Origin of the sequence: Streptomyces johnsoniae (assembly GCF_031845565.1) — a bacterium.
Classification (GTDB): domain Bacteria; phylum Actinomycetota; class Actinomycetes; order Streptomycetales; family Streptomycetaceae; genus Streptomyces; species Streptomyces johnsoniae.
This window is the reverse complement of record NZ_JAVREV010000015.1, coordinates 38,159-58,842: the sequence shown is the minus strand read 5'-3', so window position 1 is coordinate 58,842 and position 20,684 is coordinate 38,159. Positions and strand designations below refer to the sequence as shown.

Genomic DNA, 20,684 nt, shown 5'->3' with positions numbered 1-20,684 from the left:
GTCACACCCCCGCCGACCGGGGCCGACGTGGCCGAAACCATCCCCGTTACGCCGCCGCCACCGCCGCCCGCACGGCCCGCTCCACGCCCGCGCGCAGCCGCGCAGCCGTCTCCCGTGGCCGTCACCCGGACAGGCTAGGCTGTCGGCGTGACGCCTCCTTCCGCCCCTTTCGACCTCGTCATCTTCGACTGCGACGGCGTGCTGGTGGACAGCGAGCCGCTCGCCCTGCGGGTCTGCGTCGAGTTGGGCGAGGAGCTCGGCTGGCCGCTCACCGAGGGCGAGATCATCGACCGCTTCCTCGGCCGCTCCGAGCGCGCGGTCCGCGCGCAGATCGCCGAGCGCCTCGGCGAGGAGCAGGCGGCCGTGTGGGGCGAGCGGTACCGCGAGCGGCTGGACGCGGCGATCGACGCCGAGCTGACCGAGGTGGAGGGCATCGGCGAGGCACTGGACGGCATCACCATCCCGCACTGCATAGCGTCGAGCGGCCTGCATACCAAGATGCGCCGCACCCTCACCCGCACCGGCCTGTATCCGCGGTTCGAGGGGCGGATCTTCAGCGCATCCGAGGTGGCCCACGGCAAGCCGGCGCCCGACCTCTTCCTGCACGCGGCGGCGCGGATGGGGGCCGAGCCCGAGCGCTGCGCGGTGGTGGAGGACAGCCAGTACGGCGTGCGCGCCGCGCGCGCCGCCGGCATGCGCTCGTTCGGCTACGCGGGCGGGCTGACCCCGGCCGAGTGGCTGGCGGGCCAGGGCACGGTGGTGTTCGACGACATGCGCAAGCTGCCCGCCCTGCTGGCCGCCTAGACCACCTAGGCGGCCTAGGCGGCTAGGCCCCGCAGGTCAGGCGGGTGCCGTGGGGCGCAGCCCGCCGCGGACGATCGCGATCATGCGTTCCCTCGCGGCCGGTTCCGGGCCTGACCGCTCCCGGGCGACGCAGCCGCTGAGCAGGGCCTTGACGTCGGCCACCTCCACGTCGCCGCGCACCGCGCCGGCCCGCTGGGCCCGGGCCAGCAGCTCCCGCCAGACGCCGGTGACGTCGTAGCCGCCGCGGGCCGCGGCGGCCTCCATGTCGAAGCCGACCCCGGCGAGCCCTTCGGCCAGCCCGCGGTCGGCCGCGCCCTGCTCGGCCATGAGCCGGAAGAACGCGAAGAAGCCCTCCGCCGGATCACCGTGTTCGAGCAGGGCCCGGCCGTCCCCGACGATCTGCCCGACGCGCTCGCGGACGATCGCCTCGTACAGCGCCTCCTTGGTGGGGAAGTGCCGGCTGACCGTTCCCGTGCCGACGCCCGCGCGGCGGGCGATCTCGTGGACGGGCACGGACATGCCCTCCGCGGCGAACGTGTCGATGGCCACGGCGAGCACCCGGGCGCGGTTGCGCCGGGCGTCGGCGCGCAGGGGACGTTCCTCCGGCACCTTGGTCCGCCTTCCTGCTCTCCCCGACTGCTCGCCCTCCCGATTCTAGGTCTCGGCTCCGCGGGGCGGCCCGGCTCCCGGACGGCGTCCGGACCGCGCCGCCTGGACAAGCGGGATGGGCGTCCCGTATTTTTAAACGGGACGGCCGTCCCGCTTCTGTGGGCGGCTCCCCCGCACATCCCGTGAAAGGACCCCCGATGCACACGGTTGCCCTCGGCCCCACCGGCCTGGAGGTGTCCGCCATCGGCCTCGGCTGCATGAGCATGAGCGAATTCTTCGGCCCGGCCGACCGGCAGGAGGCCCTCGCCACCCTGCGGCTGGCCGTCGACCAGGGAGTGACGTTCCTGGACACCTCCGACATGTACGGCGTCGGCTCCGCGAACGAACTCCTGCTGGGCGACTTCCTGCGCACCTCGGCGGCCCGCGCGGACGTGGTGGTCGCGACCAAGTTCGGCGCCGTGCGCGACCCGCACGACGGGCGGCTGCTCGGCCTGCGCGCCGACCCCGCCTACGTGGCCGCCGCCTGCGACGCGAGCCTGCGGCGGCTCGGCACCGACCACATCGACCTCTACTACCTCCACCACCCGGACCCCAAGGTCCCCGTCGAGGACACCGTCGGCGCCATGGCCGCCCTGGTCGCCGCGGGCAAGGTGCGCCACCTCGGCCTGTCCAACGTCACCGCCGCGCAGCTGCGCGCCGGCCACCTGGTCCATCCCGTGGCGGCCGTGCAGAGCGAGTGGTCGCTGTTCGGCCGGGACGCGGAACGGGACCTCGTACCGGCCTGCGCTTCGCTCGGCATCGGCTTCGTTCCCTACTCGCCGCTCGGCCGCGGCTTCCTCACCGGCCAGTACTCCTCGGCCGCCCACCTCACCGAGGACGACTTCCGCCGCACGATCCCCCGCTTCAACGGCGAGAACGCGGCCCACAACGCCCGCCTGCTCGCGCCGCTGCTGCGGATCGCGCAGGCCCGTTCCGCCACTCCGGCGCAAATCGCCCTGGCCTGGCTGCTCGCCAGGCCGGCGCACCACGGCGGGCTGCCGGTGGTGCCGATCCCCGGCACGAAGCGCCGCGCCCGGCTCCTGGAGAACGCGGGCGCCGCCCACATCCGCCTGACCGCGGCCGAGAACGCGGCCCTCGACCCGCTGGCCGAGCGCGTCAGGGGCGCCGGATCACCCGAGCCGACCCCGGAACAGCTCCGGATGCTCCACCCCGACCGGGCCTGAGCCCAGGGCCGGCCGGCACGGGCCGCGCGCCCGGCCGCCCCCGTGCGCCCGCCCGGCCAGGGCTCAGTGCGGGCCCGCGGCGTCGAACTCCGTGCCGCAGGGGCCCGCACCCTCGCTCTCCGCCAGCGGCACCCGGTCGCCGTTCATCGACAGCGGCCGGTACCAGTGGCCTATCCGCTCGGCGGACCGGCCCACGTAGTGGCAGATGAACGAGCGCCGGAACCGGTCGGCCGTGCGGTTGGGCTGCGAGCCGTGCACCAGGCTGCCGTTGAAGAACAGCACGTCGCCCGGCGACATGTCGACCGGCACCGTCTTCAGGCCGGGCGGCGGCGGCACGTACTCGCGGACGAACGAAAGCTCCGGATCGGCCTCCTCCGGGCAGAAGAGGTCCATCCGGTGCGTTCCGGGCACGACTTCGAGGCCGCCGTTGTCCCGGTCGATCTCGTCGCAGGCGATCCACGCCGCCACGCACGTGCCCGGCTCCACCCGCAGGTAGAAATTGTCCTGGTGCAGCGCCTGGCCGCGGGCCCCCGGCGGCTTGAAGTAGAACATGCTCTGGGCCGCGAGCGCCTCCTCCCCCAGCAGGTTCTCCAGGATGCCGCGCAGCCGCGGCTCCAGCAGGTACCGCAGCGCCAGCTCGTTGATGCGGTGGGGGTGCATCACGCGCGGGAAGCTGTGCAGCGGGTCCGCCGGTCCTTCGTCCTGTCGGCTCCGCGGCTCGAAGTGGCCGGGAATCGGCCCGCCCGCGTGCAGCGCCATGAACTCCGCGCGCACATCCTCGATCTCCGCCGCCCCGAACAGGCCGCGCACCACCAGGAAGCCCTCGTCCTGGAATTGCCCGACGTAGTCGTCCACGGCCGTGGTGACTGTCATCCGCCCGCTCCTTCCGTGCGCCTTCCGCGAGCCTTCTTCCCCTGCGACGCTAGGCCCGACCGCACCGCGCTGAGGATGCCCGTGAACGCTGCCGACCTGCCAGAAACCCCTGCCCCGCCGCCCGGCCTGGTCACCGCCGGGTACTTCGACGAACGTCCCGGTTACGCCGTCAGCAGGCCGAGCGGCACCGAGAGCTGGCTGTTCACCTGGACCGCGGTCGGCCGCGGGCTGCTGCGCCAGGGCGCCGCGCGGGCCGAGGCGGGACCCGGCGACCTGGTCGTGCTCGGCCCCGGCGTTCCGCACCACTACGCGACCGCGGCGGGCGCGGAGCGCTGGGCGTTCTGGTGGGTGCACTGCCGGGCCAGGGCGGCCTGGGCCGCGTGGCTGCGCCCGCACGCCGCGGGCGCCCGGCTGTACGCGGTCGTGCCCGTGCCCGCCGCCGTCCGCCCCCGCATCGCCGCGGCCTTCCGCCGCCTGCACGCCGACGCCAGGTGGTCGGGCGAGGGCGCGCCGCCGGAGCCGGACCCGCGGCCGGTGCCGAACCGGGTCGCCGTGGCGCACGGGGCCGCCGCCACGGAGCTGGCCCTCGGCAGCCTTGAGGAGATCGTCCTGCTGGCCACCGCCGCGCCCCCGGCCACAGCAGCCACAGCGGCCACAGCGACCGGGGCGACCGGGGCGGGCACCGATCCGCGCGTGCGGCGGGTGGCGGCGCTGATCGCCGCCGACCCGGCCGCCCCGCACACGGTCGAGTCACTGGCGGCGCGGGTCGCGCTGTCCCCGTCCCGGCTGGGGCACCTGTTCGCGGAAACGCTCGGCGACACCCCGATGCGGGTGCTGCGCGACGCCAGGCTGCGGCACGCCGCGCGGCTGCTGGAGGTGACGGATCTGCCGGTGGCGCGGGTGGCCGCCGCCTCGGGGTTCGCCAGCCCGTTCCACTTCAGCCGGGTCTTCCGCGCCCGCTACGGCGTGCCGCCCGGCGCCTACCGGGAGCGGCACAGGTAGCCGGCGCCGCGTTCCAGCAGGCGGCGCAGTGCCAGGGCGTCGTCCGCGACGGCGGTGACCAGCGCGCCCGGTCCGGCAAGCGGCGTCAGCACGGCCGTGCCGCCGAGCGAGCGGGCCTCGGCCGGCGCGTCGGCGAGACGCGGGTCGACCACGAGCAGCTGGCCCACCGCCCGGTGGCCACCGAGTACCGCGCCGCCGTCCCAGCCCGGCGTTCCGGGGCCGAACGCGAGCTGCTGGTCGAACAGCGGCCGCCCGTCGCGGCGCACCGTCAGCCGGGCGCGCAGCCGGCCCGGCTCCTCCCCCGCCCGGCCGAGTACCTGCTCCTCGCGCAGCACCAGGCGCGCTCCGGCGGCCAGGTCGACGCGGGTGGTGGTGTGCAGTTCGCTGCCGCGGGCCGAGATCACGGGCTCGGGCAGCCAGCGCAGCTCTCCGCCCTCGCCGACGGCGAGGGCGGTGTCGTAGGTGGCGGGCTCCGACGGCGCGCGGCCCGGCAGGGCGAGCGTGGCCGCGGCCGAGCCGACGCGCAGCGCCGCCCCGGCCGCGACCTCGGCGGTCAGGCGCAGCCGGTCGCCGCCGAGCGGGGCGCTCATCGCGCCGACGACCGCCACCTGGGCCCACGGCCCGGCCGCGCGGGTGCGGCGCAGGGCCAGGGGCGCTTCGCTGCGCAGCACGGGCAGCGCGCCGCCCGGGGCGGCGGCGATCCTGGCGTGTGCGACGACGCCGGCCCGGCCGGGTGCGTTCACGCGCCGGCCCCGGCCGGGTGCGCCGCGGTCCAGGCGGCGAGCCGGCCGCGCACCCAGTCGGCGACAGGGCCGATGCCGCCGGGGGCGGTGAGCGAGGTGAACGCGACCGGCAGTTCGCCGCGCTGAGCCCGCGCGTCGCGCGCCATGGCGGCCAGGTCGGAGCCGACGTGGGGGGCCAGGTCGGTCTTGTTGACCACCAGCAGGTCGGCCGTGGTGACCCCGGGGCCGCCCTTGCGGGGGATGTCGTCGCCCGCGGCGACGTCGATGACGAAGACCTGGGCGTCGACGAGGCCCGTGGAGAAGGTGGCGGTGAGGTTGTCGCCGCCGGATTCGACGAGGATCAGGTCGAGCGGCCCGGTGCGGTCCTCCAGTTCCTCGACGGCCTCCAGGTTGGCGGAGATGTCGTCCCTGATCGCGGTGTGCGGGCAGGCGCCGGTTTCGACGGCGGTGATGCGTTCGGCGGGCAGCACGGCGTTCCGCAGCAGGAAGTCGGCGTCCTCGCGGGTGTAGATGTCGTTGGTCACGACGGCGATGGCGAGGCCGTCGCGCAGTTCGCGGCACAGGGCGGCGACCGTGGCGGTCTTGCCGGAGCCGACGGGCCCGCCGAGGCCGATGCGCAGGGCGCGGCGCGTGCCGTCGGGGCGGAGGGTGCAGGTGTGGCGGGTGGGGTACGTCTCGTGGTGGTCCAGGTGCATGGCGGGGCTCCGTTCAGGAGGCGAAGAGGCGCACGGGCCAGGTGGCGTGTGCTTCCGCGGTGATGTCGAGCAGCGGCGCCGAGGCGGCGGGCAGGGCGTCGGTGCCGTGCCGGGGAACGGCCGCGGCCGCGGCGGTGGCGCGGTCCGCGACGCGGTCGAGGTCGGGGGCCAGCCGGGCGAGCACGGCGGTGGCGTCGAACGGGTCGAGCCCGAGCAGCCGCACGGCCGCGGAGGCCGGCCCATTGACGGCCTCGTGGGCGGCGGCCAGGGCGGCGTCCCGCGGGGCGAGGCCCGCGGCGCGGGCCGCGAGGCCGAGCACGACGGGCTGGTGGAGCCCGCCCGGGTGCTCGGCCGCCACGGCGTCCAGGTGCGGTGCGGGCCAGGTGGCGCGGGCGGCGCGCAGCAGCTGCCGGCCGAGCCTGCGCGCGGTGGCGCGCAGCGCGGGCGAGGGCGTGCGGGCGTCGGCCGCCTCGTCCAGGTCGCGCGGATCGCAGCCGCCGCAGGCCGCGGCGGCGAGGGCGGCGGCGGTGAGCCCCGCGGTGTGCAGGCGGCCCGAGCAGAACGCGGCCAGCGTGGCGGGGCCCGTGACCCGGCCGGCGCGGACGGCCGCCTCCATGCCGCCTGAGTGGGCGTGGCCCCCGGCGGGGAAGCGGCCGTCCGCGATCAGGAGCAGTGCCGCTGCGGACATCGAACGGGCCCGTCAGAAGAGGAAGTAGCGCTGGGCGAGGGGCAGTTCGGTGGCCGGCTCGGGGGTGACCGGCTCGCCGTCGACGGTGACGGTGAAGCTGTCGGGGTCGACGGTGACGTGGGGGCGCGCGTCGTTCAGCCGCATGTCGGCCTTGGTGGTGCCGCGGGTGCCCGCGATGGCGACCGGCCGCTTGGCCAGGCCGAGGCCGTCGAACGGCCCGCCGTCGAGGGCGAGGTGGGTGACGAAGTTGACGGAGCCCGCGGCCGCCGCCCGGCCGAGCGCGCCGAACATGGGCCGCGGCAGCACCGGCTGCGGCGTGGGGATGGAGGCGTTCGAGTCCCCCATCTGCGCCCAGGCGATCTGGCCGCCCTTGATGACAAGCAGCGGTTTGACGCCGAAGAACGCGGGCTCCCAGAGCACCAGGTCGGCCAGTTTGCCCGGCTCCACGGAGCCGATCTCGTCGCCGAGCCCCTGGGCGACCGCCGGGTTGATCGTGTACTTGGCGACATAGCGACGGGCCCGGTGGTTGTCGGCCGGGCCGTCGCCCGGCAGTGCGCCGCGCCGCCGTTTCATCACGTGGGCGGTCTGCCAGGTCCGCATGATCACCTCGCCGACGCGGCCCATGGCCTGGGAGTCCGAGGAGATGATGGAGATGGCGCCCAGGTCGTGCAGGACGTCCTCCGCGGCGATGGTGGAGGGCCTGATGCGGGACTCCGCGAAGGCCAGGTCCTCGGCGACGGCCGGGTTGAGGTGGTGGCAGACCATCAGCATGTCGAGGTGTTCCTCGACGGTGTTCAGGGTGTGCGGCCGGGTCGGGTTGGTGGAGCTGGGCAGCACGTTCGGCTCGGAGACGACCGTGATGATGTCGGGCGCGTGCCCGCCGCCCGCGCCCTCGGTGTGGTAGGCGTGGATGGACCGGCCGGCGATGGCGGCGAGGGTGTCGGCGACGAAACCGGCCTCGTTGAGGGTGTCGGTGTGGATGGCGAGCTGGGCGCCGGTCTCCTCGCACACCCCGAGGCAGGCGTCGATGACGGCGGGCGTGGCGCCCCAGTCCTCGTGGATCTTGAAGCCGACGGCGCCGCCGCGCAGTTGGCTGAGCATGGCCTCGCGGGAGACGGTGCTGCCCTTGCCGAGCAGCCCGACGTTGACCGGGGTGTCGTCCAGGGCCTGGAGCATCCGGGCCAGGTGCCAGGGCCCGGGCGTCACCGTGGTGGCCTTGCTGCCCTCGGCCGGTCCCGTGCCGCCGCCGACGAGGGTGGTGACGCCGGAGGCCAGGGCCTCGTCGGCGAGGCGCGGCGAGATGAAGTGGACGTGCGCGTCGACGCCGCCCGCGGTCAGAATCCGGCCGTTCCCCGCGATGATCTCCGTTTCCGGGCCGATCACCAGGCCCGGGTGGACCCCGTCCATCGTGTCCGGATTCCCGGCCTTGCCGAGCGCAACGATCCGGCCATCCCTGATCCCGAGATCGGCCTTGACGATGCCGGTGTGGTCCAGTACGACGGCGCCGGTGATCACGGTGTCCGGGGTGCCCTCGGCGCGGGTGGCGCGGGACTGGCCCATCGACTCGCGGATGACCTTGCCGCCGCCGAAGACGGCCTCGTCCCCGGCGCGGCCGGGGCCGCCCGCCAGGTCATCCTCGACCTCGATCAGCAGGTCCGTGTCCGCCAGCCGCACCCGGTCGCCCGTGGTCGGCCCGTACAGGTCCGCGTAGCGGGCCCGTGTCAGCTCAGTCACGGGCCCCGCCCTCCCCGAGTGCCCCGCCGGCCCCGCCGCGCAGTCCCGGGACGATCCGGCGGCCGGCCAGCGGCACCAGGGCCACCTCCGCGGGGATGCCCGGCTCGAAGCGCACGGCGGTGCCGGCCGGGATCGCCAGGCGCAGGCCGCGGGCCGCGGCCCGGTCGAAGTCGAGTCCTGGATTGGCCTCGGCGAAGTGGTAGTGGGAGCCGACCTGGACGGGCCGGTCCGCAAGGTTACGCACGGTGAGCCGGGTGACGGGGGCGCCCTCGTTCAGCGGTACCGGCGTCTCGGCGAACAGGATCTCTCCGGGAATCACGACTGCCCTTCTCGGGTATCGGCCGCGGAGCCGCGGCTGCTCGGGGCTCTGGCCCCGGAATGTCAGGCGATGGGCTCGTGGACGGTCACCAGCTTGGTGCCGTCGGGGAAGGTGGCCTCGACCTGGACGTCGTGGATCATCTCCGGAACGCCTTCCATCACCTCCGCCCGGCCGAGGACCCGGCGGCCGGAATCCATCAGCTCGGCGACGGTGCGCCCGTCGCGCGCGCCCTCCAGGACGTGCGCGGTGATCAGCGCGACGGCCTCCGGATGGTTGAGCCGCAGGCCCCTGGCGCGGCGGCGGTCGGCCACGTCGGCGGCCACATGGATGAGCAGACGTTCCTGCTCGTGCGGGGTCAGTTGCATGCTTGCCCACCTCACGTCGTCCGGTCGGAAACCGCCAGAACTGGAGGCTAGTTCGACCTCGTTACGGCGGCGTTACTTTCATTCAGAAGTATCAACGTGACGGGGCTCACCGAGTGTGACCGACGTCAAAGAATTCGCCGTCGTCCGGCCATCCGGTGCAGGGTAGGAGCAGGTCTGGAGACCCGCAACGGACACGAGGAGCGTCATGAGAATCGGGATCATCGGTGCCACCGGCCAGGTGGGCGGCGTCATGCGGCAGATACTGGCCGAACGGAAGTTCCCGGTGGACGAGCTTCGGCTGTTCGCCTCGGCCAGGTCCGCCGGCAGCACGCTCCCCTGGCAGGACGGCGCGATCACGGTCGAGGACGCGGCGGCCGCCGATTTCTCCGGTCTTGACATCGCCCTGTTCTCCGCGGGCAAGGCCACCTCGAAGGAGCTGGCGGAGCAGGTCGCGTCGGCCGGCGCGGTGGTCATCGACAATTCCTCCGCCTGGCGCATGCACCCCGAGGTCCCGCTCGTCGTCTCCGAGGTCAACCCGCACGCCGTCGCCCAGCGCCCCAAGGGAATCATCGCCAATCCGAACTGCACCACGATGGCCGCCATGCCGGTGCTGCGCCCCCTGCACACGGAGGCGGAGCTGACCGCCCTGGTCGTGGCCACCTACCAGGCGGTATCGGGCAGCGGGCTCTCCGGCGTCGCGGAGCTGGACCGGCAGACGCGCGGCGCCGTCGCCCAGGACGCCGCCCGGCTCACGTTCGACGGGCTCGCGGTGGACTTCCCCACGCCCGAGCAGTACATGCGGCCCATCGCGTTCAACGTGCTGCCGATGGCCGGCTCGATCGTGGACGACGGCCTCGACGAGACCGACGAGGAGCAGAAGCTGCGCAACGAGAGCCGCAAGATCCTGGAGATCCCCGGCCTCAAGGTGTCGGGGACCTGCGTCCGCGTCCCCGTCTTCACCGGCCACTCCCTCCAGATCAACGCCCGCTTCGCGCGTCCCCTCCCGCCCGACCAGGCGCGCGAGCTGCTGGCCGGCGCGGCGGGCGTGGAACTGTCGGACATCCCCACCCCGCAGCAGGCCGCCGGGCGCGACGCCAGCTACGTGGGCCGCATCCGCCGCGACGAGACGGCCGACAACGCCCTGTCGCTCTTCGTCTCCGGCGACAATCTGCGCAAGGGGGCGGCGCTCAACGCGGTCCAGATCGCGGAGCTGGTCGCCGCCGAGCGCTGAGCGCCGAGGTCCCGAGGACCCCGCACACGCGGTTCCCCGCCCGCCCGGCCCCTTGCGGGGCGGGCGAGCGGGGAACTTTGTGCGTGCGAACGGTGGTGTGCCGTCGGCCCGTTACGGCAGGGTCGCGCCCACCGCGTCGAGCGCGTCCGTCACCGGGTAGAAGAACGTCTGACCGCCCGAGGAGCAGTTGCCGCTGCCGCCCGAGGTGATGCCGAGGGCGTCGGAGCCGGAGAACAGCGCGCCGCCGCTGTCGCCGGGCTCGGCGCAGACGGTCGTCTCGATGGTGCCGTTGACCGTGCCCTGCGGGTAGCTCACGGAGACGTCCACGGCGGTGACTTCGCCGCCGTGCAGGCCCGTCGTGCTGCCACTGCGCTCCACCGACTGACCGACGGTCGCCTCGGCGGCGCCGGTGATCTCCTGGGAGGAGCCGTCGTACCGGTTGACGGCGCTCGGGTTGTCGATGTCCGCGCTGTACTCGACGAGCGCGTAGTCGCCGCCAGGGAACTCGCCCGCGGTCATGGTGCCGATCTCGCCACCGCCGGAGGAGTCGGACCAGCTGCTGCCGACCGATCCGCAGTGCCCGGCGGTCAGGAAGCCCGGCTGGCCGCCCACCGACACGTTGAACCCGAGCGAGCAGCGCGCGCCCGAGCTGTAGATGGCGTCGCCGCCCGCGATGAACGGCTGGTACTCGCCGGCCCGCTGCTCCAGCGTGGCCAGGCCGTCGAGGGCCTCCACCGAGTCACGGACCGAGGCCAGTTCCTCGCCCGTCACCGTGCTGTCCACGGTGACGCGCACGGTGTTGCTGACGGGGTCGATCGACCAGGCGGTGCCCGGTACGGCGAAGTCCTCGACCGAGGCCCTGACTTCGGTCAGCGTGGCGAGGCTGTTCTCGACCACGCGGGCTTCGGCCCCTGCTTCCCGCACCGTGTCCGCGGCGGCCTCGTCCACGACGTTGACCACGAGGGTCTCGGCGTCGGAGTCGTAGAAGGTGCCGCCGGCGGCCTCGTCGCTGAGCAGACCGGCCAGGGAGCCGGCCAGTTCACCGGCCTCGGCCGAGGAGAGGACGTCGGGAACGGCGTCGGTTGCGGGAGAGGTGGCGTTCGCCTGAGTGACGGCGAACGAACCGGCGAGGAGCGCCGCGAGCCCGGTGGCTGCGACGGCCATGCGCCGGTGTGAGGTACGTCGGTGTGTCACGCTCTTCCTCCTGTGGGGGTTGGAGCCCTTTGGCTCCGGAGAGAGCACGGACTTGGCCAGTCCTGCGAGGTCGGTCACGTCCATGCCAAGCGGTGTTGGCGAGTATTCCCACCATGGCTGAGTCATACAAGCACGAGATCTTGCCCCGGACATACGATCACACTGCGCGGTGTAATACGCGTAAACCCTCCAGAACACACGGCGTTTTCATGCCTAGGCCACCCAGAGGAGGCACCCCGTGCCGCCCAAGTGTCACCGGGTGTGAGGGGAGCATCCTTGCCCCGTGAGGTCTATACCTGTCTGAAAATCGTTGTTACGGGCCGTTCTTCGTGCCGGCTGTCCGTTTTTCGGCCTCGCGGCACGCGACTTGGGCCACTCCGCTCGCGCCCACCACACAAAAACCGCCCCCGCCCGGGGCGCGGGCGGGGGCGGTCGGTGCGTACTACCGGCGCGGGGGCGCTAGATGACCCTCACGCCATAGGCGTTGAGGGCTTCCACGATCGGCTGGTAGAAGGTCGTGCCGCCGAAGGAGCAGTTGCCGCTGCCCCCCGAGGTCAGGCCTAGCACGGTGTTGCCGGAGAAGAACGGGCCGCCGCTGTCCCCGCCTTCGGCACAGGCGTTGGTCCGCGTCAGCCCGGAGACGACGTCGCCGCCGCCGTAGTCGACCGTGTAGTTGAGCCCGGTCACCGTGCCGCTGCGCAGGCCCGTGGTGCTGCCGCTGCGCTGCACCGACTGACCGTTGGAGGCGTTGGCCGCGGCGGTGATGTCACGCGTGGAGCCGTTGTACAGGTTCACCGTGCCCGGGTGCGGCACAGAGCTGTCGTAGCGCACGATCCCGTAGTCGTTGCCCGGGAAGCTGGAGCCCGCCGTCGGGCCGATGTAGGTGCTGAGTGAGGAGTTCGTGTACCAGTCGGGGAAGCCCTCGGTGCAGTGCCCCGCGGTGATGAAGTAGTACGTGCTCCCGGACTGGACGTTGACTCCGGCCGAGCAGCGCCAGCCGGCGTCGGCGTAGATGGCGTCGCCGCCCGCGATGTAGCGCTCGAGCGTGCCCGGCATGTGCTCCACCGTGATGGCGTCGGCGAGCGAGCCCGCGTCCTTCAGGATGCTGTCGACCTCGGCGTCCGTGACGGTCTCGTCGACGCTGAGCAGAACCCTGTTCGTCTCCTCGTCGACCGTCCACGCCTTGCCGCCGTCGACGTCCGAGGTCAGCACCGCATCGCTGGCCGCGGCCAGCTGCGAGGCCGAGAACGTCTCCACGGGCTCCGCCTGGGCGGAGCCCGGCATCACGAATGCCGCCATGGCGAGCAGGCCCGTCGTGGCGGCGGTCAGCCCCAGCCGTCGGGTCCCGCGTCTGTGGGGGTTGGTGCGCTTCAAACTCACTTGGCTTCCTCCAGTTAAGGAATCAGGGGCCGCTGGGTGAGCGGCCCGTGAGGCCTGGTCAGGAGCCCGCTGTACGGCATGCCCCTGACAAGCGCTGCATTGAGTCTTCTCGCCGTCAGCCCTGTTGCCAAGAACGCCTTTCGGTCAGAGCGGACACGCCCCGTGTCACCCGGTTGGCGGGGCGTGCACAACTTACTCTCCGTCAGCGCCCCGACACCGCAATCCCGCTGATGAGACGGCACATCGTATGCACCAGAACCGTTACGAAAGCGGCCCGAAGCGGCTATCCGCTTGGCGCATTGTCCGCATCATGGTCAACCATAGGAGGGCCGCGGACGGGTAGGGGACCGCGTAGCAGAGAGGAGGCGACCATGGGATCGGTGCGCAAGGCGAGTGCCTGGCTTGGCCTCGTCGACGACAGCGAGATGCGTTACTACGACGATGAGTACGCCGAAGGGCCCGAGCCGGGGGAGAAGGCTCCGTCGTGGACGACGGACCCCAGGCTCCGGGTGGCGGCCGAGGCCGCCGAGGAGCAGGGCGGCAGGATCGCCACCGTCACCCCCGGCAGCTTCCGGGACGCCCGCCGCATCGGCGAGCTGTTCCGGGACGGCATCCCGGTCGTCGTCAACCTCACGGTGCTCGAATCCGCCGACGCCAAGCGCGTCGTCGACTTCGCCGCGGGGCTGACGTTCGGGCTGCGCGGCGACATCGAGCGCGTCGCCACCCGCGTCTTCCTGCTGACCCCGGCCGACTACGAGGTCGTCAGCGGCGACAGCCGCCACGCCTCAGAAGGCGGATTCTTCAACCAGAGCTGACCCGGCTCCGCCGTCACGGCGGAGCCGGACCGCCGGGTCACGGCGGCCCAGAGCCGGTCAGCCAGACGGCGCCGTAGAGCGCCGCCCCGGTCGCGGCCGTGACCAGCACGACCGCGACCACTCGGGCGCGCGCCCCGGCCAGCGCCACCGCGGCGGGCAGCAGCAGGGGGAACGCGGGGAGCAGCAGGCGGGGCTTGCTGCCGAAGTAGCCCGCCGCGCACAGCGCCAGCACCACCATCACCCCGCCGTACACCAGCAGCGGAAGCGGCAGCCCCATCCGCACGCACCGCACGCACACCCACAGCAGCAGCGCCACCCCCGCGCACAGCCCGAGGCCCGCCACGGGGTTGCCGCCGGCCAGCCGGTCCCCGATGAACCGGGCGAACGCCCACCCGCCGTCGAACCCGTTGCCCCAGTCCCCCTGCACCCGTAGGTAGCCGAGCGGCTCGCCGGTACGCGCGCCCACCCACAGCACGTAGCCCGCCCAGCCCAGCGGCGCGAGCAGCACGCCGGCCAGCATGCGCCGGTGCGCCGCCCACGGCCACGGCCCGGCGGCCCCGCCCGCCGTGCGTTCCGCCGTGCGTTCCGCCGCGGGCTCCGCAGCGCGCCGCTCCGCCCGTTCGGCGAGCAGCACCGCCAGCGCGGCCGCGGCCACCGCGGCGGCCACCGCGAGGCCGGCCGGCCGGCAGAGCCCCGTGGCGGCCGACAGCAGCCCGGCCGTCAGCCACCGACCGGTGAGCACGGCGTACAACGACCAGGCGGCGAGCGCCGTGAACAGCGCCTCGGTGTAGGCCATCGACTGAACGATCCCGACCGGCACCGCCGCCCACAGCACGGCGAGCAGCACCCCCGCCCGGCGGCCGTACAGCCGCTCGCCGATGGCGAAAAGCGCCCAGGCCGCGGCGAGCGAGGCGACGGCACTCACCAGCAGGCCAGCCTCCCCCGCGGAGAGCGGTGAGACGGCGGAGATCAGACGTTCGAGCCAGGGAAGCAGCGGAAAGAAGGCCAGGTCGGAGTGCACCCCGCCGTCGTCCGCGACGACCGTGCGGCCGTAGCCCTCGTCCGCGATGCTCGCGTACCAGACGGAGTCCCAGCGCCCGGACAGCAGGCGCACCACGCCCTTGTCCTCGGCCGGGTCCCACAGCGCCAGCACCATGACGCACAGCAACCGGACGGCGGCGAAGCCGAGCAGCGCGGGCGCCACCGCGCGCAGCCGCCGCAGCGTACGGGCGGCGCGGCCGGCGCGGCCGTCGGGGCCGGCCTCTCCGGACAGGGCACCGGCGCTGGCGAGATCCGTCACGGTCCGATTATCTGTGATGCCCGCCGCGGCCCTCGACCCGGCCCGAACGGCCCGGCCCGCGTCCGCGGGCCGCGGCCCGCGGACGCGGTCAGCCGAACGCGTCCAGGCCGGTGAGGGCCTTGCCCAGGATCAGCTGGTGCATCTCGCTGGTGCCCTCGTAGGTGAGGACCGACTCCAGGTTCGCCATGTGGCGCATCACCGGGTACGCGTAGGAGATGCCGTTCGCGCCGAGGATCGTCCGCGCCGTCCGGCAGATCGCCAGCGCCTCGCGAACGTTGTTCAGCTTGCCGAAACTGACCTGTTCCGGCCGCAGCCGCCCGGCGTCGAGGCGGCGGCCGAGGTGCGAGGCGAGCAGCAGCCCCTTGTGCAGTTCGACGGCCATGTCGGCGAGCTTGGCCTGGGTGAGCTGGAAGCCGCCGATCGGCCGGCCGAACTGCTCACGGGTGCGCGCGTAGTCGAGTGCGGTCTCCAGACAGGTGCGTGCGGCCCCCAGGGCACCCCACACGATGCCGTAACGGGCGTGGCTCAGACAGCCGAGCGGTGCGCGCAGCCCGCGCCCCTCCGGCAGCGCGGCCGCGGCGGGCAGCCGTACCCCGTCGAGCACCAGCTCGCTGGTGACCGAGGCACGCAGCGAACCCTTGTGCCGGATGTCGGACGCCGAGAAGCCCGGGGTATCGGCGGGGACCACGAAGCCGCGGATGCCGTCCTCCGTCCGGGCCCAGACGACGGCGACCGAAGCCACCGAGCCGTTGGTGATCCACGTCTTCCTGCCGGTCAGCACCCAGTCGCCGCCGTCCCGTTCGGCACGGGTCCGCATCCCGGCCGGGTCCGAGCCGTGGTCGGGCTCGGTCAGCGCGAAGCAGCCGATCGCCTCCCCCGCGGCCATCGACGGCAGCCAGCCCTCGCGCTGCTCCGCCGAACCGAACCGGTGGATCGCGTACATCGCGAGCGAGCCCTGCACCGAGACCAGCGAGCGCACCGCGGAGTCGACGGCCTCAAGCTCCAGGCAGACCAGACCGTATTGCACGGCCGACGCCCCGGCGCAGCCGTGGCCGTCCAGCGTCATGCCCAGGGCGCCGAGCGAGCCCAGCTCCTTGGTCAGACCGCGGACGTCGGGCAGCTCGCCCCGCTCGTGCCACTCGGCGATGTGCGGCAGCACCCGGTCGCGGGCCCACGCGCGCACGGTCGCCCGCAGCGCGCGGTCCGTGTCGTCGAGCAAGTCGTCGATGCCGAGCGGGTCCGCGGGGTCGAACGGGGGCAGGATTCCGGCAGCCATGGCGCCGACGTTACGGGCGGGTAACCCCGCTCGGCAAGAGCGTCGGGGCCTTCTCGTCCCGCGCGGTGTGGCCGGTCAGCTCGCGCGGCAGGCGCAGCGCCGCGAACGCGCCCGCGACCAGCAGCAGCGCGCTGGCCAGCAGCGTCATGTGCATCCCGTGCACGAACGCGTCACGCGCCGCGTCACGCAGCGCCTCCCCGGGGTCCCCGCCGATCCTGGCCGCCACGGTGAGCGCCTCGCCCAGCGAGTGCCCGGCCGACTCGGTGTCCGCCGCGCCGACGCCGTCCACCCGGCGCACCGCGGGCGCGTACATGGCGTTCATGACACTGCCGAGCAGGGCGATACCGAGGCCGCCCCCGAACTGGTAAGCGGTCTCCCCGATGGCCGCCGCTCCCCCGGCCTGCCCCGCCGGAACGTCGCTGAGCATCGACTCGTACGACCCGAACAGCGTGGTCTCAAGGCCGAAGCCGAGCAGCACGAAGCCGACGGACATGACCAGCGGGCGGTCGTGGTCGTCCAGGCAGGTGAGCGTCAGCACGGCCACCGCCGTCAGCGCGAAGCCCAGCGCGACCATGCGGCGCGGGCCGAGACACTGGAGCATGCGGGAGCCGGCCAGCCCGGCGGCGATCGCGGCCAGGCTCAGCGGCAGCAGCCGCAGCCCGGTCTGCAACGGGGAAAGACCCAGGACGAGTTGCAGGTACTGGGCGGCGACCAGGGCCAGGCCCACCAGGGAAAGCACCGTGAGCACGATGCAGCCCACCGAGGTGCCGAACGCCGGCCGGGAGAACGCGGACAGGTCGATCAGCGGCTCCCGGCGCCGCCGCTGCCTGCGCACGAACGCGGCCAGGAGCCCGCAGCCGAGCCCCGCCGCGGCCGCGGTGCCCGGGGTGAACAGGTCGCCGCCGCCGGCCCGTTTGACCGCGAGGATCACGGCGAAGAGACCGGCCGCGGCCAGCAGCGCGCCGCCCACGTCCCACGGCCCCCGCCGGTCGCCGGTGGACTCCGGCAGCACCAGCGCGCCGACCGGCAGGCACACGGCCATCAGCGGAATGTTGATCAGGAAGACCGATCCCCACCAGAAGTGTTCCAGGAGTACGCCCCCGACCAGCGGGCCTATCGCGGCGCCCACGGCCGCGACCGCGCTCCAGATGCCGATGGCCAGCGCCCGTTCGCGCCGGTCGGGGAAGACCTGCCGCAGGATCGAGAGCGTGGCGGGCATGATCATCGCGCCGCCGACGCCGAGCAGCCCGCGGGCCAGGATCAGCACCGCGGGGGTGGCGGCCCAGGCGGCGAGCGCGGAGGCGAGGGCGAAGCAGGCGTAGCCGATCAGCAGTACCCGGCGCCGCCCGACGCGGTCGCCGAGGGTGCCGAAGAGAATGAGCAGCGCCGCGCAGGCCAGGGGATAGACGTCGACGATCCACAGCAGTTCCACGCCGCTCGGCCGCAGGTCCTCGCTCACGGCGGGCACGGCGACGTGCAGCACGGTGGCGTCGACGGCGACGAGGAGCAGGCTGGCACAGAGGACGACGAGAACCGTCCAGCGGCTGCGGTCCTGAGCGGGGATTCCGGGTGGGGTCGCCCCGGACATCAACGCACCTCCCTGTCTTGCGCCGTCCCCTCGCCACCGCGGGGGAAACCCGGCGGTGCGCGCGCGCCGGGCACGGTGAAGAGGGCAGATGGTCAGACAGACTACGACAGCCCGGTCCTCCCGACCCACCGCTCCCCCGCCCGCCCCCGGGCACCGCGGCGGGTAACGCGCCGTGCACGTTGTTCACCTGGACATTGCCGCGGAATGCGACGGCGGAAGCCCGTTCCGCACCACCGTCACGGCAAATCCGGGCCTCCCGGAATTTCGTAAAGCCGGGAAATAGGATGGCGGAAAATGTCAGCCCTACATCACATCGCCATTACGAAGGCGGGCCGCAGCAGGAAGCCCGCTATCACGGGCTGTAATCTGGCGAGTGTGCGTACCGACCGATTCCTAGCCCGCCTCGAACAGGAGCCGCAGCCGCCGAACGTGCCGGCTCCTGTTATGAGCCGTACCCGCTTGATGCTCCTGTGGGCCACCCTGGGGTTCTACGCGGTGACAGTGGCGGCGGTGTGGGCGACCACCTGGCTGGTCGACCTGGACTGGCAGGTGATGCTGTTCCGGCCGTACAAGCAGTGGCCCGGCATGCACGCGTTTCTGGACTATTTCGTCGTCCTGGGCCAGCGCGGCCCCACGGCCGTGCTGATCGCCGCGTGGCTCGGCTGGCGCTGCTGGCGGCAGCGGACGCTGCGCCCGCTGCTGGTGATGGCCAGCGCCCTGCTCCTGCTCAACCTGTCGGTCGGCGCCGCGAAGCTGGGGATGGGCCGCGAGGGCCCGCACTACGCCAACGTCATCGGTTCGAACGAGATGTGGCTGACCGGCGATATATTTCCCTCCGGACACACCGCCAACGCCGTCGTGACCTGGGGCATCCTCGCCTACCTGGCCACCACCCCCCGGGCCAGGCGGACGCTGTCGGTCATCGCCGCGGTCTTCGCGCTCGGCGTGGGGGCCACCACCGTCTACCTCGGCACCCACTGGGTGAGCGACGTGCTCCTCGGCTGGGCGGCCGGACTGCTCGTGCTGCTGGCCCTGCCCTGGTGCGAGCCGCTGATCGCGACGGTCGAGCGTTACGTGTTCTTGCTGCGGGACCGGCTCTACGGGGTGCCGGGGCAGCCGCGCGGCGCCGTGCCCGCGTTCGATGTGCCGCAGCACCTGCCCGCCACGGCCGGCCGCACGTCCGAGGAGCCGCGCTCGCGCACGGAGCCCGCGGTGACCGCCGGGAGCAGGGCCGGCACCGCACCCCGCGGGGTGAACGGGGGGCGGCTGCGGCAGCCGGGCCGCACGCACCCGAGCTGCCCCGAGCACCCGGCGCGGCCGGTCAGCAGCCACTGAGGCGGCGCGGGGGCCGCCGTCAGCCGTGCCAGCAGCGGACGACGCGGCCGTCGCGCACCGCGAGGTTGAGCCGGCCGGGCATGTGCTCCATGGTGATGATCGCGTCCGGCGCGAGGCGCCGGACGCGGGGCCACCCGCGGCCGTGGGCCCGCCGCTCCGCCGCGTCGGCGTCCAGGCCGACGTACTCCTCGGGGCTGTCGTCGGGGGTCCTCGGCGGACGCGGAATCGGTGCCATGCCGCCACCGTACGGCCTCGTCCGACCACCCGGAAGTCCCGCCAGGATCAGGGGACTGTCACGCTTGTGTCACAGCGGACCCCCCGCCCACCCGTTCGGCGTAACGTGCACGTTCTGTAATTAATGGACCGCCCTTAATGGTGTCACCGCCCTTCGTATGTAATTCCGAGAGGCCGGTGAGGCGAATGCGGCAGGCCCGTTGTGAACGCCTCGTATTCACCTTTCCTGTGAACACGGTGAACGGATGGTTTATAGCAGCTCACCACCGACGGGAGGTCGCTCACCCGTGCGGGGTTCGCGACGGCGGACGACTCGCCGTTCGATTCCGGCCCACCCGGCGTGACCCCGCGCGGCTCCCGCCGTTGTGCACGGGGCACCCCGCCGCGGAGCGCGGGGAAGACCCCCAACCGAGGAGCCGACAGTGTCCCCCTTGCTCGACGTCAGCGACGACGTACGCGCCGAGATCGGCGACGAAGAAGCCGATCGCCTGCTCGCCGGCGAGAACGCCCCGGGCAGCTACGACTGCACCTCATGCCGCACCCCGGGCAACCCCGGACAGGAGCGCACCAGCACGGTCCTGTTCGTCGGCGGGGAGACGGCGGTGCTCGCGTTCGCCCACGCCTCCTGCATCCCCTCCCAAGTGGTCTCCGTCTCCGAGGAGCAGCTCCAGGGCGCCGTGCGGTCCATCACCGGCCAGACCGCCGTGCCCGCACCCGCCGCACCGGTGTCCCCGGCGTCGCCGGCCGCGGCGGCCGGTAACGCCGGCGAGACCGGTCAGGCCGTCCTCGGCGTGACCTGCGGGCAGATCCTGCTCGGCAACGACCTGCACCCGGCGATCGTCGTCGAACCCACGGGCCCGATCGCCCGCCCCGGCTCCACGGGACCGGGCGACGACTTCCTGCCGCTGCTGATCGAGGCGGGCTTCCTGCCCGTCACGAACGTCGCCACCGAGCCGTCGCTGCTGCCCGGCTGGTCGGTGCTCATCGCCATGGGCCAGCTGCACGCCGTCCTCCAGGGCAATCCGGCCGGCGGACAGCCGAGCGCCTGGTGGCAGGCGCACCAGCCGCTCACCCTGACCGACGGCTGGCGGGCCAGCGCCAACCAGCGGCACACCGTGCTCGTGTACGCCGCGCCCGCCGGCTCCATCGGGCAGCAGCCGCGGGAGGACCTGCTCCGCGACGCCCTGGAGAAGGCCGCCGCCGGCGGCACCCTGGTCGCCGCCGCCATGCCCCTCGCGGGCACCTGAGTGGCGCGCGGGCGGCGGACGATCGGGGG

21 protein-coding genes are annotated in these 20,684 nt (G+C 73.6%); 7 read left to right on the top strand and 14 right to left on the bottom strand.

Going from position 1 to position 20,684, the window contains the following annotated elements; translation table 11 throughout:
• Positions 1 to 147 precede the first annotated feature (147 nt).
• Positions 148 to 804: an HAD family hydrolase gene (locus RM779_RS24310; RefSeq protein ID WP_311619879.1), complete on the top strand. Its 657-nt coding sequence runs from the start codon at positions 148 to 150 to the stop codon at positions 802 to 804.
• A gap of 36 nt (positions 805 to 840) precedes the next feature.
• On the opposite strand, the gene RM779_RS24305 is transcribed toward RM779_RS24310, so the two are convergent.
• Positions 841 to 1,413: a TetR/AcrR family transcriptional regulator gene (locus tag RM779_RS24305; RefSeq protein ID WP_311619878.1), complete on the bottom strand. Its 573-nt coding sequence runs from the start codon at positions 1,411 to 1,413 to the stop codon at positions 841 to 843.
• 197 nt (positions 1,414 to 1,610) lie between these two features.
• Here RM779_RS24305 and RM779_RS24300 point away from each other — a divergent pair, with 197 nt between their 5' ends.
• Positions 1,611 to 2,636: an aldo/keto reductase gene (locus tag RM779_RS24300; RefSeq protein WP_311619877.1), complete on the top strand. Its 1,026-nt coding sequence runs from the start codon at positions 1,611 to 1,613 to the stop codon at positions 2,634 to 2,636.
• Positions 2,637 to 2,699: 63 nt separating this feature from the next.
• Here the strand turns inward: RM779_RS24300 and RM779_RS24295 are convergent, their stop codons facing one another.
• Positions 2,700 to 3,509 carry a phytanoyl-CoA dioxygenase family protein gene (locus RM779_RS24295; protein WP_311619876.1) on the bottom strand — a complete coding sequence of 270 codons (810 nt, stop codon included), beginning with the start codon at positions 3,507 to 3,509 and terminating at the stop codon, positions 2,700 to 2,702.
• 75 nt (positions 3,510 to 3,584) lie between these two features.
• Between RM779_RS24295 and RM779_RS24290 the strand changes: the two genes are divergently transcribed.
• On the top strand, positions 3,585 to 4,511 hold the full coding sequence (locus RM779_RS24290) for an AraC family transcriptional regulator (protein WP_311619875.1): 927 nt from the start codon (positions 3,585 to 3,587) through the stop codon (positions 4,509 to 4,511).
• Here RM779_RS24290 and RM779_RS24285 read toward each other — a convergent pair.
• The 6 genes from RM779_RS24285 to RM779_RS24260 form a co-directional block, all read right to left on the bottom strand.
• Entirely contained in the window at positions 4,490 to 5,254 is a 765-nt protein-coding gene (locus RM779_RS24285; RefSeq protein ID WP_311619874.1) for an urease accessory protein UreD, read from the bottom strand. The two genes, RM779_RS24290 and RM779_RS24285, sit on opposite strands and share 22 nt — an antisense overlap.
• Complete coding sequence (gene ureG, locus RM779_RS24280) at positions 5,251 to 5,949, bottom strand: urease accessory protein UreG (RefSeq protein WP_311619873.1); 699 nt, start codon at positions 5,947 to 5,949, stop codon at positions 5,251 to 5,253. Before ureG ends, RM779_RS24285 begins: the two co-directional genes overlap by 4 nt.
• 13 nt (positions 5,950 to 5,962) lie before the next feature.
• The gene (locus RM779_RS24275; protein ID WP_311619872.1) at positions 5,963 to 6,637 is read right to left on the bottom strand and encodes an urease accessory protein UreF; all 675 of its coding nucleotides are present in this window, start codon (positions 6,635 to 6,637) and stop codon (positions 5,963 to 5,965) included.
• A gap of 12 nt (positions 6,638 to 6,649) precedes the next feature.
• A complete protein-coding gene (locus tag RM779_RS24270) occupies positions 6,650 to 8,371 on the bottom strand; it encodes an urease subunit alpha (RefSeq protein ID WP_311619871.1) in 1,722 nt (573 codons plus the stop codon).
• Positions 8,364 to 8,690: an urease subunit beta gene (locus RM779_RS24265; protein WP_311619870.1), complete on the bottom strand. Its 327-nt coding sequence runs from the start codon at positions 8,688 to 8,690 to the stop codon at positions 8,364 to 8,366. Before RM779_RS24265 ends, RM779_RS24270 begins: the two co-directional genes overlap by 8 nt.
• Before the next feature lie 62 nt (positions 8,691 to 8,752).
• Entirely contained in the window at positions 8,753 to 9,055 is a 303-nt protein-coding gene (locus tag RM779_RS24260; RefSeq protein WP_077062247.1) for an urease subunit gamma, read from the bottom strand.
• Positions 9,056 to 9,260: 205 nt separating this feature from the next.
• Between RM779_RS24260 and RM779_RS24255 the strand changes: the two genes are divergently transcribed.
• Positions 9,261 to 10,286: an aspartate-semialdehyde dehydrogenase gene (locus tag RM779_RS24255; protein ID WP_311619869.1), complete on the top strand. Its 1,026-nt coding sequence runs from the start codon at positions 9,261 to 9,263 to the stop codon at positions 10,284 to 10,286.
• Positions 10,287 to 10,397: 111 nt separating this feature from the next.
• Here the strand turns inward: RM779_RS24255 and RM779_RS24250 are convergent, their stop codons facing one another.
• Positions 10,398 to 11,480, bottom strand: a complete 1,083-nt coding sequence (locus RM779_RS24250; RefSeq protein WP_311619868.1) for a S1 family peptidase — start codon at positions 11,478 to 11,480, stop codon at positions 10,398 to 10,400.
• Positions 11,481 to 11,939: 459 nt separating this feature from the next.
• Positions 11,940 to 12,860 carry a S1 family peptidase gene (locus RM779_RS24245; RefSeq protein WP_394813379.1) on the bottom strand — a complete coding sequence of 307 codons (921 nt, stop codon included), beginning with the start codon at positions 12,858 to 12,860 and terminating at the stop codon, positions 11,940 to 11,942.
• A 371-nt stretch (positions 12,861 to 13,231) separates the two neighbouring features.
• On the opposite strand from RM779_RS24245, the gene RM779_RS24240 reads away from it, so the two are divergent.
• Positions 13,232 to 13,675 carry a cell division protein SepF gene (locus RM779_RS24240; protein ID WP_077062243.1) on the top strand — a complete coding sequence of 148 codons (444 nt, stop codon included), beginning with the start codon at positions 13,232 to 13,234 and terminating at the stop codon, positions 13,673 to 13,675.
• 37 nt (positions 13,676 to 13,712) lie between these two features.
• Here the strand turns inward: RM779_RS24240 and RM779_RS24235 are convergent, their stop codons facing one another.
• From RM779_RS24235 to RM779_RS24225, 3 genes are all read right to left on the bottom strand, one after another.
• Positions 13,713 to 14,975 (bottom strand): glycosyltransferase family 39 protein, encoded by a 1,263-nt coding sequence (locus RM779_RS24235; protein WP_394813378.1) that lies wholly within the window; start codon positions 14,973 to 14,975, stop codon positions 13,713 to 13,715.
• An 88-nt stretch (positions 14,976 to 15,063) separates the two neighbouring features.
• Entirely contained in the window at positions 15,064 to 16,251 is a 1,188-nt protein-coding gene (locus RM779_RS24230) for an acyl-CoA dehydrogenase family protein (RefSeq protein WP_311619867.1), read from the bottom strand.
• A 10-nt stretch (positions 16,252 to 16,261) separates the two neighbouring features.
• On the bottom strand, positions 16,262 to 17,839 hold the full coding sequence (locus tag RM779_RS24225) for an MFS transporter (protein ID WP_311619866.1): 1,578 nt from the start codon (positions 17,837 to 17,839) through the stop codon (positions 16,262 to 16,264).
• Between the two features lie 375 nt (positions 17,840 to 18,214).
• On the opposite strand from RM779_RS24225, the gene RM779_RS24220 reads away from it, so the two are divergent.
• The gene (locus RM779_RS24220; protein WP_311619865.1) at positions 18,215 to 19,174 is read left to right on the top strand and encodes a phosphatase PAP2 family protein; all 960 of its coding nucleotides are present in this window, start codon (positions 18,215 to 18,217) and stop codon (positions 19,172 to 19,174) included.
• Positions 19,175 to 19,193: 19 nt separating this feature from the next.
• Here the strand turns inward: RM779_RS24220 and RM779_RS24215 are convergent, their stop codons facing one another.
• Entirely contained in the window at positions 19,194 to 19,409 is a 216-nt protein-coding gene (locus RM779_RS24215) for a hypothetical protein (protein WP_311619864.1), read from the bottom strand.
• A 421-nt stretch (positions 19,410 to 19,830) separates the two neighbouring features.
• On the opposite strand from RM779_RS24215, the gene RM779_RS24210 reads away from it, so the two are divergent.
• Positions 19,831 to 20,655 (top strand): hypothetical protein, encoded by an 825-nt coding sequence (locus RM779_RS24210; protein WP_311619863.1) that lies wholly within the window; start codon positions 19,831 to 19,833, stop codon positions 20,653 to 20,655.
• Positions 20,656 to 20,684 lie beyond the last annotated feature (29 nt).

What these genes read in the sequence shown, in the direction of transcription:
- RM779_RS24300 (WP_311619877.1), top strand. Translation starts at nt 1,611, where the DNA reads ATGCACACGGTTGCCCTCGGCCCCACCGGCCTGGAGGTGTCCGCCATC.
- RM779_RS24295 (WP_311619876.1), bottom strand. Translation starts at nt 3,509, where the DNA reads ATGACAGTCACCACGGCCGTGGACGACTACGTCGGGCAATTCCAGGAC.
- RM779_RS24290 (WP_311619875.1), top strand. Translation starts at nt 3,585, where the DNA reads ATGCCCGTGAACGCTGCCGACCTGCCAGAAACCCCTGCCCCGCCGCCC.
- ureG (WP_311619873.1), bottom strand. Translation starts at nt 5,949, where the DNA reads ATGCACCTGGACCACCACGAGACGTACCCCACCCGCCACACCTGCACC.
- RM779_RS24275 (WP_311619872.1), bottom strand. Translation starts at nt 6,637, where the DNA reads ATGTCCGCAGCGGCACTGCTCCTGATCGCGGACGGCCGCTTCCCCGCC.
- RM779_RS24260 (WP_077062247.1), bottom strand. Translation starts at nt 9,055, where the DNA reads ATGCAACTGACCCCGCACGAGCAGGAACGTCTGCTCATCCATGTGGCC.
- RM779_RS24255 (WP_311619869.1), top strand. Translation starts at nt 9,261, where the DNA reads ATGAGAATCGGGATCATCGGTGCCACCGGCCAGGTGGGCGGCGTCATG.
- RM779_RS24240 (WP_077062243.1), top strand. Translation starts at nt 13,232, where the DNA reads ATGGGATCGGTGCGCAAGGCGAGTGCCTGGCTTGGCCTCGTCGACGAC.
- RM779_RS24230 (WP_311619867.1), bottom strand. Translation starts at nt 16,251, where the DNA reads ATGGCTGCCGGAATCCTGCCCCCGTTCGACCCCGCGGACCCGCTCGGC.
- RM779_RS24225 (WP_311619866.1), bottom strand. Translation starts at nt 17,839, where the DNA reads ATGTCCGGGGCGACCCCACCCGGAATCCCCGCTCAGGACCGCAGCCGC.
- RM779_RS24215 (WP_311619864.1), bottom strand. Translation starts at nt 19,409, where the DNA reads ATGGCACCGATTCCGCGTCCGCCGAGGACCCCCGACGACAGCCCCGAG.